Source organism: Brevibacillus sp. MS2.2 (assembly GCF_013284345.1).
GTDB lineage: Bacteria > Bacillota > Bacilli > Brevibacillales > Brevibacillaceae > Brevibacillus > Brevibacillus brevis_C.
Genome location: NZ_JABSUZ010000026.1, coordinates 19,404 through 35,183, shown reverse-complemented (window position 1 = coordinate 35,183; position 15,780 = coordinate 19,404). Strand labels below are relative to the sequence as shown.

The following is a 15,780-nucleotide window of genomic DNA, read 5'->3' as shown; positions in this document are numbered from 1 at the left end:
AATGGACAAGGAAGGTGATCTTATGTATGGGAGGAAATTGATTCCGATCCTGCTCACGCTTTTTCTTTCCCTTGGGGCGATTCCAGTGACGGCTAACCCCAATCCAGCCCCCGCACCCGCTGTCAAAAAGCTGATGGCATTTGTCATTGATGACTTCGGGAACAACATGCAAGGGACGGAGGAAATATTATCGATGCCAGTCCCTCTAACCGTTGCCGTCATGCCGTTTCTTCCAAGCACGAAGCAGGATGCCGAGCTCGCCCATCAAAAAGGACATGATGTACTCGTTCACATGCCGATGGAGCCGATGAAAGGAAAACGCTCCTGGCTCGGTCCGGGAGCCATTACGGCTGATCTGTCTGACGATGAGATTCGCAGTCGTGTGGAAAAAGCGATTGACGATGTGCCACATGCGATTGGTATGAACAACCATATGGGCTCAAAAATAACGGCTGACGAGCGAATCATGCGCATCATCATGAAGGTCGTCAAGGAACGTGGGCTCATTTACCTGGATAGCAAAACCACTGATAAAAGCGTGGCTGCGAAAATAGCGGCTGAAATGGGCGTGCCCCATGCAGTGAATCAAATTTTTCTCGATGACGTATACTCAGTCCCACATATTACAAAGCAAATGGAGCTCGTCTGCAAGCGAATCCACAATCATCCGATATGTATCGCGATAGGCCATGTTGGGCCTCCTGGCAAGAAAACAGCCTCCGTTCTGCGCCAGTACATCCCGCGAATTCAGAAGGAGGCCGAATTTGTAACCATTTCAAAGCTTATCCAGCAAACTACCCATTAATTTTCGCCACCAGCTCTCCTTCACACGAGCCTCCGTTTTCAAATTTCCCGAAAGCTTTACGTACTCGCTCACGGCTTCTGTAATGGCCTGAGCGATTTTTTCTTGTGCTTTGGGATTCGTTAACATTTCGCGGTCATGTGCATTGCTGATAAAACCCATCTCCACGATGACAGACGGACAGTAGTTGTGACGCAGCATGTAGTACGTCTTCCCCCTGACTGGCTGGTTGTTCGTCCCTGTCAGCTTGTTCAGCGAGTTTTGCAGCAGTTCTGCCAGCATATAGCTTTGTTCGGTATCTTGGTACAAAAGAATGGCACCCCGTCGCCGCGGATTAGACGCCCAGTTTACATGCAGGCTAAGCAACATTTGGGGACCGATCTCCTTTGCCAAATTCTTCCTCTGTGCCAAATCCCGAATATGCCTCGATCGGTTGTCCAACCACCGATTCTCATCGCTCAGTGCGATGTCTTTGTTCCGATTCAAGGCCACCGTATAGCCAGCTTCTGTCAACTTTTGGTACAGTTGTTTGGCAATTTGCAGATTGATGTTCTTTTCGTACAAATCCCCATAAGAAGTTCCCGAATCTACGCCCCCATGACCAACATCAATCAAAATGTGAAATGGCGTGAGCGGCAATGCCTCGCTTCGCGTCGGGATACAGATGAGGATAAGTATGAAGGCAGCGATTCGGAAGATAGCCTGTAAGTTTCTCATGCCTGTAGGATAACCGGATTGAAAAGAAACCTTTCAGGTGGCAAGGTACACATAACATTGTGAATTTTTTAATCCAACTGTACAATTACAATAATGAACCATGACCTTACCCGCATAAGAAGGTGTACTAATGAATCAATCTTTGGAAAAACCGTTATTTCCCCCGTATTTGGCTCTCTTAATCGGGGTGATCGCCATTTCCTCTTCTGCAATCTTTGTAAAGCTATCGGATGCACCTGCTCCGATTATCGCTACGTATCGCCTGATTTTTTCCGTTCTCTTAACGCTTCCTTTTTTATTCTGGAATCGTGGTGCCATCGCAGAGATTGGAAAAATGTCCAAAAAAGTGTGGCTACTCTGCATTTTATCCGGGGCCTTTTTGGCAAGCCACTTTCTGTTGTGGTTTGAATCGCTGAACTACACGTCTGTAGCCAGTTCTACGGTCCTCGTTACGTTGCAGCCATTATTTGCATTCATTGGCGGCTATTTCTTTTTTGGAGAAAAAGTTCGATTTCTGGCTCTATCCGGCGGCTTGCTGGCAATTGTGGGAAGCTTCGTGATTGGCTGGGGAGATTTTCAAGTAGGCGGCATGGCTTTATGGGGGGATTTCCTCGCATTGATGGGAGCTGTCACCGTGACGGGCTACTGGCTGGTCGGGCAGTACGTTCGCCAGCATCTGTCCTCCTTTGCCTACACACTCGTCGTTTATACAGCCACCAGCGTGATTCTGGTTGCCTATGATCTGGCTCTCGGGTATTCGCTCGTTGGTTACCCTGCGGCGGATTGGGGATGGTTCTTCTGTCTCGCCCTGTTCCCAACCTTGCTTGGACATTCTATTTTTAACTGGATCATTAAATGGCTCAATACGACGACGATATCTATGGGAATTTTGGGTGAACCGATCGGGACTGCGATTCTCGCTTACTTTATCTTGGGCGAAGTGGTAACGCCTCCCCAATGGATCGGTGGCTTGATCATTATCGCCGGCATTTATGTGTTCATTCGTTTTAACCAACCTGCTAAAGGAGTGTCCTCCATTGAACAAGCAACCGGAGAACCGAAAAAGCTTGCGTGAATTCGTCAAGGGACTGAGTATTTGGGCGAAGGTTGGCTGGACAATTCTTCTTGGCTATATCGTAGGACGGATTTTGTACTGGTTATTTAAAATGATGTCCTAACAGGCAAAAGGGGGCAATTCCTAGAAAGTCTTCGTTAAGACTTGCGGAATTGCCCCTGGCTATTAGGCTGTTGCCTTTTCGGTTGCTGGCACCTGTTGCGTTTTTTTCGGCTTTTTATGCAGGAAGTACAGAAGTGGAATCGAGAGGACAATAGGGATCACTGAGACGAGGAAAGTATCCCCGATGCCTTGGACCAACGATTCTTTTGCCATCATTCCGTACAAAATCGCACTGGCTCCCCCTGTCGCACTCGCCGCATCTACCCCTACCTGTGCATACATTCCTGAAATACCACTGATAAACTGCGTCGCCATATCCGTATTCAAGTTGTCAGAGATGGAAGCCATGTGGAAATTTTGACGCGCCTGCATGATCACTGTCAAAATCGCAATGGCAAACGAGCTCATGACCTGACGCAATACGTTGGACAGCGGAGAGGCATCCCCCACACTTGTACGCGGCACGGCGTTCATCCCTACGGTAGACAGCGTCATCATGCACAATCCGATTCCAATTCCGCGAATGGTCAAGATCATATCGATCCACGAGTGCATGCTGTCAGCAGATAGATTGTGCAGTTCAAACGTCGTGACACTCATAATGGTCAAGCCGATCAATCCAATTGGTCCAATCCCGTATTTATCCATCAGCTTTCCGCTGATTGGCATCATGATCGCCATGGCAATCGATTGCGGCATCAGCAGAATTCCAGACTCCATAGCCGTCAATCCCTGAATGTTTTGGAGGAAAATCGGCATCAGGAAGATACCGCCCATCATCCCCATCATGACGAAGCCCGAAGTCAAAATGCTGATAGTGAAGGTAGGAATCTTCAAAAGCCGCAGATCGAGCAGCGGAGTTTCTTTCCCCAGTTCCACCCAAACAAACAGGATCAAGCTCATCACGGCAATGAAAAACAGACTGACGATGAAAAAGGAGGTCCAGCCCTCTGCTTGCCCTTTACTTAAAGCGAGCAACAGCGTCCCGAAACCGACGATGGCAAGAAATGCTCCCAAAAAGTCGAACTTTAACTCTGGTTTTTTCGGCGTTTCCTTGAGCAGAACGATACTCATGATCACCGCAAAAATACCAAAGGGTACACCGACTAGAAAAAGAAATTGCCAGCTTAAAAATTCGATGAGATATCCACCCAATGTCGGGCCCAACGCCGGGGCAGTCATGGAAGCAATCCCGAATATCCCCAAGGCCATTCCGATCTTTTCACGCGGAACGATCATATAAATCATCGACATCCCGATTGGCATGATCATCCCCCCGCTGACACCTTGCACCACACGAAAGGCAATCAGCGAAGAGTCACTCCACGCCAAGGCACACAGAATGGACGAGAAAGTAAACGCAGATAAGGAGAGTACAAATATTTTTTTCGCCCCGAATTTGGCAGACAACGAGCCGCTCATCGGAATCATGACGGCGTTTGCCAGCATATATCCGGTCAATACCCACTGCATGGTCTCAGTAGTCGAACCAAAAATATTGACCATGGCAGGCAAGGCAACGTTAATCAAGCTATTGTTCAGAATCGCAACGAAGGTTCCTGAGAGGATGGCGAGAAGAGACAGCCACATGCCGCCGTTCCCGCCTTTCTCCTCCCGGTGTGCCACCGCTTCCGCCATGTGTCAACACCCCCGTTAGTTTGCGATCACCTTACTGCCCTCGGACAGTTTGTCTGTCGGGTTCAGTACAATTTGATCATTGTCTTTGACGCCATTCGTGACAGTTGTCCAGTCGCCGCTTGCGTTCTCCACCGCTACTTCCACCTGGTGTACAACGTTGTCGTTTACGGTATAGACGTAATGCTTGCTGTCCTTTTCCAGCACGGCTGACGTCGGCAATTTTGTTCCTGGTGTTGCCTGGCCTTGGAGCATGACCTCTGCTACCATCCCTGCGCGCAGCAAGCCGTCCTGATTATTTACCTTCACTTTGACTGGGAAAGAACTGCTGTTGGTATCCGAAATCGGAGAGACAAACTCAACGGTGCCTTTCAGCACCTTCCCACCGAGACTGCCTACCTTCACATCAACAGTAGAACCGACCTTCACTTGGTTGATTTGGGTTTCCGGTACGCTTGCTTCTACTTTGACATCTGCCATATTCACTAGCACCATGAGAGGTGTCCCGGCTGCTGCCATTTCTCCCGGATCAACCGAACGCTTGGCGACGATACCTGTGATTGGCGCACGAATAATGGTATTGTCATAATTGCTTTTCGCCAGCTCCAGATTGGAGCCCAAACGGCTTACTTCTGCTTGCAGAGCCGCTACCGTGTCCGCAGTTGGGCCTGCTTTTGCCAGATCGTATTGGGCTTGCGCTTGTTCAAGACCTGTGCGCGCCTTTTCCAATTCCAACGAAGATTTCTCCAGCTCAGCTTGGGACAATGCGCCTGCATCAAACAGTGCTTTCATCCGATTGTAGTTGCTCTCGACTACCTTCAGGCTGGCTTCTGCCTGCGTGACAATACTTCCAAGCTGCGTCAGCTGCTCATTGCGTGCACCTGCTTTCGTATCTCTCAGCTTTGCCTGAGCGCCTGAAATGGCTGCCTGTGCCTGATTGATCTGTTGCTGATAATCGGCTGCCTCCAGCGTGACCAGAACATCGCCTTGCTTGACGACTGCACCTTCTTTTACCTTCACGCTCGCTGCTTTTCCAGATACTTTAGAAACGACTTGGATCTCCTCAGATGCTGCCACCTTACCATTGGCAATGACGCCCGTAGAGGCAGAGGTCACCTTCCACGTCTTCACGACAGGGACATTCTCGCTCGTTTGCGATGCAGAAGATGTCTCGCTACAGCCCGACGCAATAAGCGAAACGGCCGCCATGACTGCAGCGATTGTTTTCCATTGTGCTGTCTTTTTCATGCTTGATTACATCTCCTTCACGTGCACTTTGATCTCGGCGTTCAGTCCGGCCACAAGGTCCAGACCTGCTGTGTCATCTATGGCGATTTTGATCGGGATACGCTGGGTTACCTTGGTGAAGTTCCCGCTCGTATTGGCCGCTGGCATCAATGAAAATGTAGAATTCGTCGCCTTTCCGATCTCCATCAGATGACCGCCCAATTTCTTACCTGGGTAAGCGTCAATCGTAAAATCGACTTTTTGGCCGAGTTTCAACCGTTCGATCTCAGTCTCTTCCAAATTGGCGGAGATGTACAATTTGCTTTCGTCAATCACGAGAGCTACCGATTGCCCTGTCGAAACAATCTCTCCCTCTTTTGCTTGCGTTTTAATCACGGTACCTGTAATAGGAGAACGCAACACGCTGTTTTCCAGCATCGTCGTTGCTACGTTAGTTGTATCTTGCTGCCCTACGATTTGGTCCGCTATAACGGTGTCGCCTTCTTTGACAGCGAGCCCGGTCAGTTTGCCTGTCATTTTTGGCATGACGCGATAAATGTCTCCCGCTATCCGAGCATCTTGTGTGGTCACATAATGCGCACCTTGATACCAATAGTAGTAACCGATTCCTCCACCACCTGCCACGAACAGGAGCAAAATGACATACAAAACCAGTTTTCGCTTCATGGTTTCTCCTCAACTTTCTCGTTCTTCTAGTTTCGCAATCAATGTTTCCATCGACTGAATAATGATGTCTAAATCCTCATCGGAAAATCCATGGAAAATACGCTTGTAAAAGTTCTCTGAGAAAAAATCAACCTTTGCGAACAGCTCGGAAATCTTCGGTGTTTTACGAATCCAGACAACACGCCGGTCATTCTCATCACGTACACGTTCTACGAGCTGTTCTCGTTCCAAACGATCTATGATGCCAGAAACGGTGCTGTACGATAAATCCACGGCTTTGCTTATCTGACCGATCGTTTTCGGATCAGGATGTATTTCTCGAATGACCATTAGCTGAGGGACAGTCACACCATATTGGGACAGTTCTTTTGTGGCCATTGTTCCAAATGTCTTGTTCAACCGTTTTAACAAGTCCCGAATATGCAGTGATTTATTCATAGCGCACTCCTTTCTTAAGTAATATTTCGTGTACGAAATTTATCACATGAAAACTATACGATGTTTTTTTATCCGTGGCAACTATTTCTTTAGGTTAAACTTTAACTAAGTAAGTAAAACGAATTTATGTAGATTAACCCTCATTCAGTTCTTTTTATAAAATAGTTAAGCGATCTATCCTCTGCGGAAAACCGAGAAGCGATCGCTCTAAAATGGATTATTAGTATAAAGGGTATTAAAGAATTGTCTAGGGAACCATTTTTGTCTTACATTTTAAGGTGTAAAAGAAGTGGAAAAAACGAACCAAAACAAGAGCATGGAGCCAATCCAGAGATTAGGTTTATAATCTTCATTTTTGACGATTTTATTAATAATCGAAATGAAATTTATAAAAAACCAAATTGCCAATATGGGATTAAACCAAAAAGCTATAGCACGAATATATTCTTCCAAAATTGTCACCTCACCGTTTTAACTTTATTATAACAATTAGTAAAATCGATACCTCTAGTCATTTTTTAAAAGAATAGAGTGTGTTTTAAATATACACAACAGCCCTCTGACAACTAGTATGCAAGAGGGCTGTACAATATTATTTACTGTCCTTACCAATTTCAAATGAGGTTTTCCATGACCATTTATCCCCGGTACCACTAAATTGATAACCTAGATACTTAAAATTTATGCTTATACCATCCAACGAATATGAATGAACATAAGCAGAAGCAAATTGTCCAGTTCGGCCCTTCTCGGAATCAGGTATCCGGACGACATCATTTAACCACCCCTCATGGATTCCATCATGTCGAGCTAGATCTACGTCAGCTTTTGTACCTAAAGGATTAGAATCATCAAAGTTACTTAAACCAATAGATATACCACCCATCGGATCACCATTTCCATTAAATGGTCTTACCACATATCTGCCATCCCTTGAAACGCCAGTAGTATGATTTTGCCATGTATTTGCTATGGTATCTACGAAGTAAAGCCACGGACGTGCACTCCACTCGAATTCTGTTAAATAGTGGTATTCCAATTCTCTCCCATTTCTAGATTTCCCCATATAAACAGCCATACTTGATCCGTAGAACTTACCATCTCTAACAGCCGAGGGAGTGATTGTTAATTCCTTGCCTGATTGTTGTGCAATTATCTCTAAATCCTTTTGCCTAATTTTATCAACTTCATCGTTATTTTCATCAGTTACAATATGATCGTTTCCTTCTAAATCAGTATATATATGAACGAAATCCTCAATGGTTGTATCTACTTTTACACCACCCAGCCGAATAACGTCTTCTTGTAATCCCTCGGGCATACGGTTAATTTCTTGTTCAGTAAAATGCATAAGTTCTAGAATTCTTCTCCTATCTTTTCGGGATAATTCCTCCGAATATTCAATCCCTTTTACCCGTCCATCATCAAAAACTGTTACCTCAAGATTTTCAATCTTAATGCTCTTAAAACCTATTTCATCAGAATTAAGATTACTTTCGTTCGCACTAATACTTAACGGTAAAAGACATGTTAGGGCAATAATCGTGACAAATGAGATAACTTTTTTCTTGAATGAAAGCATAACATTGACCTCCAATCTAATAGACTACTCCAAGATAATACAATAAATAGAAAATATTGTAAATTTTTCCGTTTAAAAACTCCGTCACGAAGAGAAGAATATTTCCAGACGCAGCGGCTACCACTTTTGCGTTTCCCCGCGAATCCCTTCGGAGCGGACAGTCTCAACCCTCAGCGGGACGGAGCCTGGAGCCTAGACTGGAAATATTCTTCTCCCCACCGCAGCCTCGTACCCAAGACGTAAAAAAACCGACACCCCCTCCTCATCTCTAAGGGACTGTCGGTCCATTCTCATTCAAAATAGATGGAGCATCCGGTGTTTCCTCAGGGGTCGCGCGGCGTACGCTTGGTACATTTCGTGGCTCATGCTCCATTTCTGGAAAAGAGTGAACCGTCACGTACATGCTCCCGTTGCTCGCGATCGCCCGGATCAAGACGGGATAAGCGTATTTGTTTTGAAATACAAAATCGGGGCCGTACCAGCTCACGGTCGCATCCCGGCCTGGAGGTACGTACGCTACGTTTCGGCTGTGAGAATAACGCTGCATAATATGCAAACCTGCCTGATCTACCGCATTGAACAAAGTAGATGATACTTGGCAGATTCCTCCCCCAATGCCTTCCGACAACTCTCCCCTGACAATAATGGGCGCCTGCAAATACCCTTTTTCTTTCGTACGCTGGCCCACTACCTTATTAAAAGAAAAAATTTCTCCTGGCAATACGACGTAATTGTTAATCGCCTGCGAGGCGAGCTTGATGTTGTGTACTCGATTCCAGTTACCTGCATTGAAATAGGTCGCATATTGTCCGATCCTTTTTTTCCTAACCTGACTCATGAGCGCTTTGTCTACCTTTGGGAATACCTCTTTGTAGCTGACATTCATGCTTGCGGCTCCCGCACCGTAGAAATAATCGTAAAAACGCGCGCGAAATGTCAGGTCATCCAACCTTCTTCCCCTGGTTTCTGGAACGATGGCTCCGGCGTTATTAATCGTCGCATTGATGGGCTCAATGTGCGCTTTTTTCGCCAACTCTTCCACCATTCGCGCAAGCTTGCTTTCATCAACCAAAGGAACACCATCAAAGGGAAGAGAATAATCAGCCCGATTGAGAATAGCTACCGTCTTGTTCTCCATCTCTATCTGCAAAAAATTCGTTGGGTCGAGGGGATTTATTAATAGTAGCAGAGCTAACTTCATAGCAAAACCCATCCGGCTGCTCACCTCCATTCTCCAACAACGATCCTCTTCCGTTATTGTAGTATGAGCAGTCGAACGGGTTTCATTCTACGATCTGAATACCATTAGCCCATCTTTGTCAGTCTGCTTACGAGAGCTTGCGAGACAGCCTTTAAACGTTGCTGGTCAACGGCTTCCTGATACGTGGTGTTTAATTGATCACGCAGCTCCTTGGCTGCAACAAGATTGGCTGTGGCCTCTTTAATTTTTTGGGTATATCTTACCTTAATATCCAATAATTCTTCTTCATATTTCTCATCGGTTCCTGGGGTAATCGCGCGTTCGTACATATCAATAACCTCATCCGTATCTTTGCTAGGAAAATACTCATGCGGTGCCGTGCTGTCAAAAATGGCGAGGCTCCTCTCAGGTACAATCACCATATCGAGACTGTGCGGGTCCAAACCACAGTGGTACACTTCTACATCAAAGCCACGTGTTTGGGCTTCCTTCACCAGCTTTTTCAGCATGGTTGACTTGCCAGAGCCTGGTCTGCCCTTGATGAAGTAGCGCTTCTCCAATTGGTCTGTCAGCTTCATGATATGATCGACCGGTCCCTGTGGAGTGGCAGCCCCCAAGTACATGCGCCGAACTTTTGCTCTCTTCTCTAGCTGCTCATCCCCGAAGAATAGCGCAACGACTTCTTCCGTAACGCGATTGGCTTCTTCTCTGTCTAGGTTTTCAATGTAAGGGGCTTCCCACTCATCATGGATGCGCAATGCTTCGCCAAAAGCTTGATAAGCCTCTTCACTCTTGTTAAAAATCTCTTCGTACCAGGCGGCAATCCGGTCTTTGTCATCCACGAGCTGATCAACGTCTACCATCGCCTGCAAATTGACCTGAATTTCAATAACGCCAGGGGAAGCCGGTCTCCACATGCGGGGATAACTTCCGTCCATGATCGCTACTTTATAGCGAGGAAAAATGACACCATCAAACTGTCCGTTCACAAAAGGGGAATGAATCCACTCCACTTCGTCTGTTTTTCGTGCCATTTGATTTCCAATCGACTCAATCAGTGGCGATGTAATTCCTTCCACTGTCCCTGTCAAAATATAAACGCGCTCCAAGCCTTCCAAGACGGAGTCATAAAATGTCTTGTATCCTCGCGCAGTATTCCCTGCGGCATATATGTGGCGCACTTTTGTGGTCATTTCCTTTCCCTCCTGTACTTCTTCTAGCTGCCATTGAATCGATGTATTGTATGCACAAAAGGGAGAATAGGCGTCTGTCTACAACCATAAGAAAACCTCTATCGTGGTTTACTCAAGGATGAGCGACCGCGTTTTAGCGGAATGTTTTCCGTAATATCGAGAAGAAACCCGAAGAAGTTTATACTTTACGATATTATGGAAAAGCCGCTGCAAGCTATTCTTCATAGCTCACAGCGGCTTTTTGGCATTCGGGTATTATTTATTCAAATCCGTCATTTTACCAGTAGACATATAGATAATCCATTCGCAGATGTTCGTAACATGATCGGCAATCCGTTCCAAATATTGCGCAACCAAAAGTAAATGCGTTCCTTGCGAAATGGCCTGACTGTTTTTCGTCATCAATTCAATCAGATCATGGAAAATCGTGGAGTACAGTTTATCGACAATGTCGTCGCGTGCCGCAATCTCTTCTGCCGCTTCTTTATTGCGTGCAATATACGCATTTAAGCAATCGCGCACCATAGCCTTGACGTGATCAGCCATCATCGGAATATCGATGAGGGGTTTCACGTACGGGTCCGCCATCAAGCGTCGTGTCGTCTTGGCAATGGAAACGGCATGATCACCCATTCGCTCCAAATCCGTCACCAGCTTCAACATTGTTCCCAAGCGTCGCAAGTCACCTCCGACTGGCTGCTGCAATGCAATGAGACGGAAGCAATCGCTCTGTATTTCTTGCTCCAACTCATTGATCACAGGATCGCTTGCGATAACTTGTTCAGCCAGTTGGGCATCCCGCTCAACCAGACTCTTAATGGATTTATGAATAGCTTCTTCCACCAATGTGCCCATCGTCATGAGCTTGCGGTGCAGTACATCCTGCTGTTCTTCAAAAGCGTGCCGTGACATTTCCCTCTTCCCCCTTCTAGTGTCTGACATGTCAAATGGTACAAGGCGATTGTATTGTAGAAGTAAAGCTACTATTTTGTTTGTGTAAATGTTTTTTCAGTAGCTTTTTTAGGTAAGGGGAAGCGTAACTGTGAAGGTTGTCCCTCTTCCTTCCTTGCTCTCCACACTGATATGTCCGTGCAAATTTTCCACGAGATGCTTCACAATTGCGAGGCCCAAACCTGTTCCACCTGAATCGCGGCTACGCGCCTTGTCTACGCGATAAAACCGCTCAAAGATACGCGTGAGTTCCTTTTCCGGAATGCCGATCCCGGTATCCATCACTTGAATAGTGATGTTTTCGCTGTCTGCTTCTGTCTTGACGTTGATTTTTCCACCTTCTGGCGTATAGGCAATCGCATTCGTCAACAGATTTAAGATGATCTGCTGCAAGCAATCCTTATCCGTCATCAGCCAAATATCTGGCTTCGGTGAAGGGAGTGTGATCGTCAATTCCTTACGCTGTGCCTGGTCATGCATGATGGCAACTGCCGAACTGATCAAATCCTGCAAGTGAACCTGACTCAGATGCAACGGGATTCGCTTCTGCTCGATTTTGGACAGGTCCAAAATATCGCGGATCATCCGGTAGAGTCGCTCGCTCTCATCTGAGATGATTTGCAGGAAATTGCGACATGTTTCCTCATCTTGCATCGCCCCTTCAAGCAAGGTTTCTGTGAAGCCCTTGATCGAGGTAATCGGCGTGCGTAGCTCATGCGATACGTTTGCCACGAACTCACTACGCATCTTCTCCAGGCGGCGAATGTCTGTGATGTCATGCAGCACCACAACTACACCCCTCGACTCCCCCTTGAAGTTAATATAGGGAGCAAAATTCACGTCGAGGATGCGTTCCTGCGGGTAATAAATGTGTACCTCTTGACGGAACTTCTCGCTTCTGTCGAGGCATCTGTCGATGTATTGGCTGAGCCCAAAGCTCTTGCCTGCCTCGATATGCAGCTTCCCGACGATCTCATGTCCAGCGGTACCCAACAGCTTTTCAACGGCTGGATTGACCAACATGATCCGACGTTGCTCTGAAATGAAGATCACGCCACTCGTCATATTGGTCAGCACACCTGCTAAGCGCTGCTGATTCTCCGAGATTTCGTACATCTGCTGCTCCAGGCTCGATGCCATGAAGTTGATTGCTCCTGCAAGCTGGCCGATCTCATCCTTTGCTTTGATTCTCACACGGCTCTCGTATTGGCGCTGTGTAATGTTGCGGGCTACCCGGGTGATCTCCTCGATCGGACGAATAATGGAAAAGGAAATGCGGGAAACGACAATCGATCCGACTACCAAAGTAACCAATAAACCGGTGAGCAAGCTGTACCACATTTTGTGAATCGTATCGGTAATATCTTTCATCGACATCGCTGAACGAACAACACCGAATATTTCGTTGTTCAGTTCAACAGGAACTGCAACGTACATCATGTCATAGCCGAGCGTCTCACTGAAACGGCGGGAAATCCCTGTTTCTCCTTGTAACGCTGCCTTCATCTCCGGTCGGTCATGGTGGTTTTCCATCTCTTCCGGGTGGGAGGAGTTGTCGTACATCACCTGACCATCCTTGTCGATAATGGTAATCCGTACTTCATCCGTTGGCGCTACTTGTGTGACCCGATCCGCTAACGTCGCCTTATCGGTAAAGACGTTTGGGAAACGGACCGCCTGAGAGATGAGCTTCGACTCGCGGGACAATAGCTCATTCAGTGATTGGAGGTAGGAATTCTCCAGCACTTTGGCAAAATACATCCCCATCACCAATAGTACGAGGGAGATTAAACCCAAAATAGTCAAAGTGAGTTTGATTCGAAAGCGAGTCAAGGTAAATCCTCCGTTATCCTTCCAGTTTGTATCCTAATCCGCGAACTGTTTTGATGTATTTCGGGTTCTTGGTGTCATCCTCAAGCTTTTCACGCAAATGGCTGACATGCACGTCCACAATTCGAGAATCCCCGATGAAATCGTAGTTCCAAACAGCATTCAGCAATTGATCGCGCGTCAGTACACGTCCTTGGTGGCTCGCTAAATAGTTAAGCAGCTCGAATTCCTTTGGCGTCAGCTCAACCTTCACGTCTTTACAAAACACCTCGTACTTCTCCGGGTAGATACGAATATCCCCAAATTGGAGCAACACCTCTTGAGGCGCTGTAGTCGCTTCTGGCGTGTTCTGAAACCGCCGCAGAATGGCTTTCACGCGGGCAATAACTTCTCTCGGGCTAAATGGCTTTGTCAAATAATCATCGGCACCAAGCTCAAGTCCCAAAATCTTGTCGAGCTCATCATCTTTCGCTGTAAGCATCAAGATCGGTGTATTATTGCGTTCTTGGCGCAAGGTTTTGCATACATCCATTCCATCCATCTTGGGAAGCATCAAATCAAGAATGATAAAATCAGGCTGCTCGCTCTTAACCATTTCCAAGGCCTGTTTACCGTCAAAAGCAGTTACGACCTGAAAACCTGATTTTTCAAGATTAAATTGCAATAGCTTTACAATAGAAGCTTCGTCATCCACTACCAACACTTTGATCATCTGTCTGTTTCCCCCTAGCGTTGCAATGCTTGCGCTCGATTTTCTTACCTACGTCCCCTGAAAAATGCTTCTCTCTACAATACTCAGTCTGCCAATGCTCATTGCGGAAAACAAGTAATTTTTTTGTAAAGACATGCTGATGGGTACATAGAACTTACTTGCTTCGCAATAGTATTCCTCTTTTAGGTAAAGGTATCTCCTTTAAAAATCCTTGCTGTCTTCCATCGGTAGTGGTCGGGAGAAGCCCTGCCACATGTTTTCCAGTCGCCTGTATCCTCTCTGCGTTCGGGCGGTCTCCTTCCAAACATGTGACAGTGCTTCCGTACAGCTAAGGATGATTTACGCTTTTTTCCTTGAGCACCTAAAAAAAGCTACGTAGAAGAAGCGAATTTCCAGTCCAAGCGCCTCTGGAGCCCATCTCAGCGTAGGAAAAAATGGCGGGGAATTTCAGCTTCACTTATGAATGACATCCTCGAAACTTCTACGTTTGAAGCGCTCCCGCCATTTATTCCGGAGCGGCCAGTCATACCCCTTGCAGGGCGGAGGCCGAAGCGCAGACTGGAAATTCGCTTCTTCCATCACCACAGCAACTTTAATAAAAAAGACGCCTTCCCATAGAAAGGCGTCTTACATGTCTTGATCTTATTTCAAAACAGCCATTACGCTGCGTACGGAGTCAGCAGACTTGTCGAGAGCTGCTTTCTCTTCGTCAGTCAGATCCAATTCGATCACTTTCTCGATCCCGTTTGCGCCGAGCAGAGTCGGTACTCCCAGGTAGAGATCGTTGTAGCCGTACTCTCCTTGCAGAAGAGCGATGGATGGCAGAATGCGTTTTTTGTCCTTGATGATGGCCTCAGCCATTTGTACCAAGGAAGCCGCAGGTGCATAGTAAGCGGAACCGTTCCCCAAAAGGTTTACGATCTCGCCTCCGCCCTTGCGGGTACGCTCTACGATCGCATCCAGACGGTCTTTCGGGATTAATTTTTCCAATGGGATACCACCAGCATAAGAGTAGCGAACCAATGGAACCATGTCATCACCGTGACCACCCAGAACAAAGCCCGTTACGTCTTCTACCGATACGTTCAACTCCATAGCCACGAAGGTACGGAAACGAGCCGTATCCAGAACACCGGATTGACCGATTACGCGCTCTTTAGGGAAGCCGGACGTTTTGAAGAAGGTGTACGTCATCGCGTCAACTGGGTTAGACAGTACGAGCACGATAGAGTTAGGTGCATATGTTTTTACTTGCTCTGCAACAGATTTCATAATGCCAGCATTGGTGTTCACCAAATCATCGCGGGACATACCAGGCTTGCGGGCAATACCTGCTGTGATGATGACGAGATCAGCATCTTTGATGTCTTCATAGTTGGCAGTACCTGTGATGCTTGCATCAAAGCCTAATACTGGCGAGGATTCCATCATGTCGAGCGCTTTACCTTTTGTTGGGTTTTCCAGTTGCGGAATGTCAACCAATACGATGTCGCCCAGTTCTTTTTGCCCCAAAATGAATGCAGTTGTTGCACCAGTGAAGCCACTACCGATAACAGCGATTTTTTTACGGTTGAATGCCATGAACTATTCCCCTCCAAAAATGTAAGTGTAAAAATTTGTACCCAAAT

General features: G+C 46.7%; 16 protein-coding genes. 4 read left to right on the top strand and 12 right to left on the bottom strand.

From position 1 onward, the window contains the following. The first annotated feature begins 22 nt into the window (after positions 1 to 22). Positions 23 to 805 (top strand): divergent polysaccharide deacetylase family protein, encoded by a 783-nt coding sequence (locus HP568_RS20900; RefSeq protein WP_173630115.1) that lies wholly within the window; start codon positions 23 to 25, stop codon positions 803 to 805. Here the strand turns inward: HP568_RS20900 and HP568_RS20895 are convergent. Further along, a complete protein-coding gene (locus tag HP568_RS20895; RefSeq protein ID WP_048031716.1) occupies positions 776 to 1,519 on the bottom strand; it encodes an N-acetylmuramoyl-L-alanine amidase family protein in 744 nt (247 codons plus the stop codon). The genes HP568_RS20900 and HP568_RS20895 overlap by 30 nt on opposite strands. A 130-nt stretch (positions 1,520 to 1,649) precedes the next feature. Between HP568_RS20895 and HP568_RS20890 the strand changes: the two genes are divergently transcribed. Further along, positions 1,650 to 2,594, top strand: coding sequence for a DMT family transporter (locus HP568_RS20890; protein ID WP_048031715.1), 945 nt, complete (start codon positions 1,650 to 1,652; stop codon positions 2,592 to 2,594). Next, complete coding sequence (locus HP568_RS20885) at positions 2,557 to 2,697, top strand: hypothetical protein (RefSeq protein WP_162630221.1); 141 nt, start codon at positions 2,557 to 2,559, stop codon at positions 2,695 to 2,697. The genes HP568_RS20890 and HP568_RS20885 overlap by 38 nt, the downstream gene beginning before the upstream one ends. A 62-nt stretch (positions 2,698 to 2,759) precedes the next feature. Here HP568_RS20885 and HP568_RS20880 read toward each other — a convergent pair whose 3' ends face one another. The 10 genes from HP568_RS20880 to HP568_RS20835 form a co-directional block, all read right to left on the bottom strand. Then, positions 2,760 to 4,334, bottom strand: a complete 1,575-nt coding sequence (locus HP568_RS20880; RefSeq protein ID WP_048031714.1) for a DHA2 family efflux MFS transporter permease subunit — start codon at positions 4,332 to 4,334, stop codon at positions 2,760 to 2,762. Positions 4,335 to 4,349: 15 nt separating this feature from the next. Next, a complete protein-coding gene (locus tag HP568_RS20875) occupies positions 4,350 to 5,579 on the bottom strand; it encodes an efflux RND transporter periplasmic adaptor subunit (RefSeq protein WP_048031713.1) in 1,230 nt (409 codons plus the stop codon). A gap of 6 nt (positions 5,580 to 5,585) precedes the next feature. Then, the gene (locus tag HP568_RS20870) at positions 5,586 to 6,245 is read right to left on the bottom strand and encodes an HlyD family secretion protein (RefSeq protein WP_048031712.1); all 660 of its coding nucleotides are present in this window, start codon (positions 6,243 to 6,245) and stop codon (positions 5,586 to 5,588) included. Between the two features lie 9 nt (positions 6,246 to 6,254). Continuing rightward, a complete protein-coding gene (locus tag HP568_RS20865) occupies positions 6,255 to 6,683 on the bottom strand; it encodes a MarR family winged helix-turn-helix transcriptional regulator (RefSeq protein WP_012685124.1) in 429 nt (142 codons plus the stop codon). Positions 6,684 to 7,275: 592 nt separating this feature from the next. Then, a complete protein-coding gene (locus tag HP568_RS20860; protein WP_173630114.1) occupies positions 7,276 to 8,265 on the bottom strand; it encodes a hypothetical protein in 990 nt (329 codons plus the stop codon). 268 nt (positions 8,266 to 8,533) lie between these two features. Then, positions 8,534 to 9,478, bottom strand: a complete 945-nt coding sequence (locus HP568_RS20855; RefSeq protein WP_173630113.1) for a VanW family protein — start codon at positions 9,476 to 9,478, stop codon at positions 8,534 to 8,536. A 92-nt stretch (positions 9,479 to 9,570) separates the two neighbouring features. Further along, positions 9,571 to 10,659 carry a PRK06851 family protein gene (locus tag HP568_RS20850; RefSeq protein WP_048031709.1) on the bottom strand — a complete coding sequence of 363 codons (1,089 nt, stop codon included), beginning with the start codon at positions 10,657 to 10,659 and terminating at the stop codon, positions 9,571 to 9,573. Positions 10,660 to 10,914: 255 nt separating this feature from the next. Continuing rightward, positions 10,915 to 11,571 carry a phosphate signaling complex protein PhoU gene (gene phoU / locus HP568_RS20845; protein ID WP_048031708.1) on the bottom strand — a complete coding sequence of 219 codons (657 nt, stop codon included), beginning with the start codon at positions 11,569 to 11,571 and terminating at the stop codon, positions 10,915 to 10,917. 108 nt (positions 11,572 to 11,679) lie between these two features. Then, complete coding sequence (pnpS, locus tag HP568_RS20840) at positions 11,680 to 13,443, bottom strand: two-component system histidine kinase PnpS (RefSeq protein WP_048031707.1); 1,764 nt, start codon at positions 13,441 to 13,443, stop codon at positions 11,680 to 11,682. 13 nt (positions 13,444 to 13,456) lie between these two features. Beyond that, complete coding sequence (locus HP568_RS20835) at positions 13,457 to 14,152, bottom strand: response regulator transcription factor (protein WP_007725334.1); 696 nt, start codon at positions 14,150 to 14,152, stop codon at positions 13,457 to 13,459. A 459-nt stretch (positions 14,153 to 14,611) separates the two neighbouring features. On the opposite strand from HP568_RS20835, the gene HP568_RS20830 reads away from it, so the two are divergent. After that, on the top strand, positions 14,612 to 14,770 hold the full coding sequence (locus HP568_RS20830; RefSeq protein WP_173630112.1) for a hypothetical protein: 159 nt from the start codon (positions 14,612 to 14,614) through the stop codon (positions 14,768 to 14,770). Positions 14,771 to 14,794: 24 nt separating this feature from the next. Here HP568_RS20830 and mdh read toward each other — a convergent pair whose 3' ends face one another. Then, positions 14,795 to 15,733 carry a malate dehydrogenase gene (mdh, locus tag HP568_RS20825; RefSeq protein ID WP_173630111.1) on the bottom strand — a complete coding sequence of 313 codons (939 nt, stop codon included), beginning with the start codon at positions 15,731 to 15,733 and terminating at the stop codon, positions 14,795 to 14,797. Positions 15,734 to 15,780 lie beyond the last annotated feature (47 nt).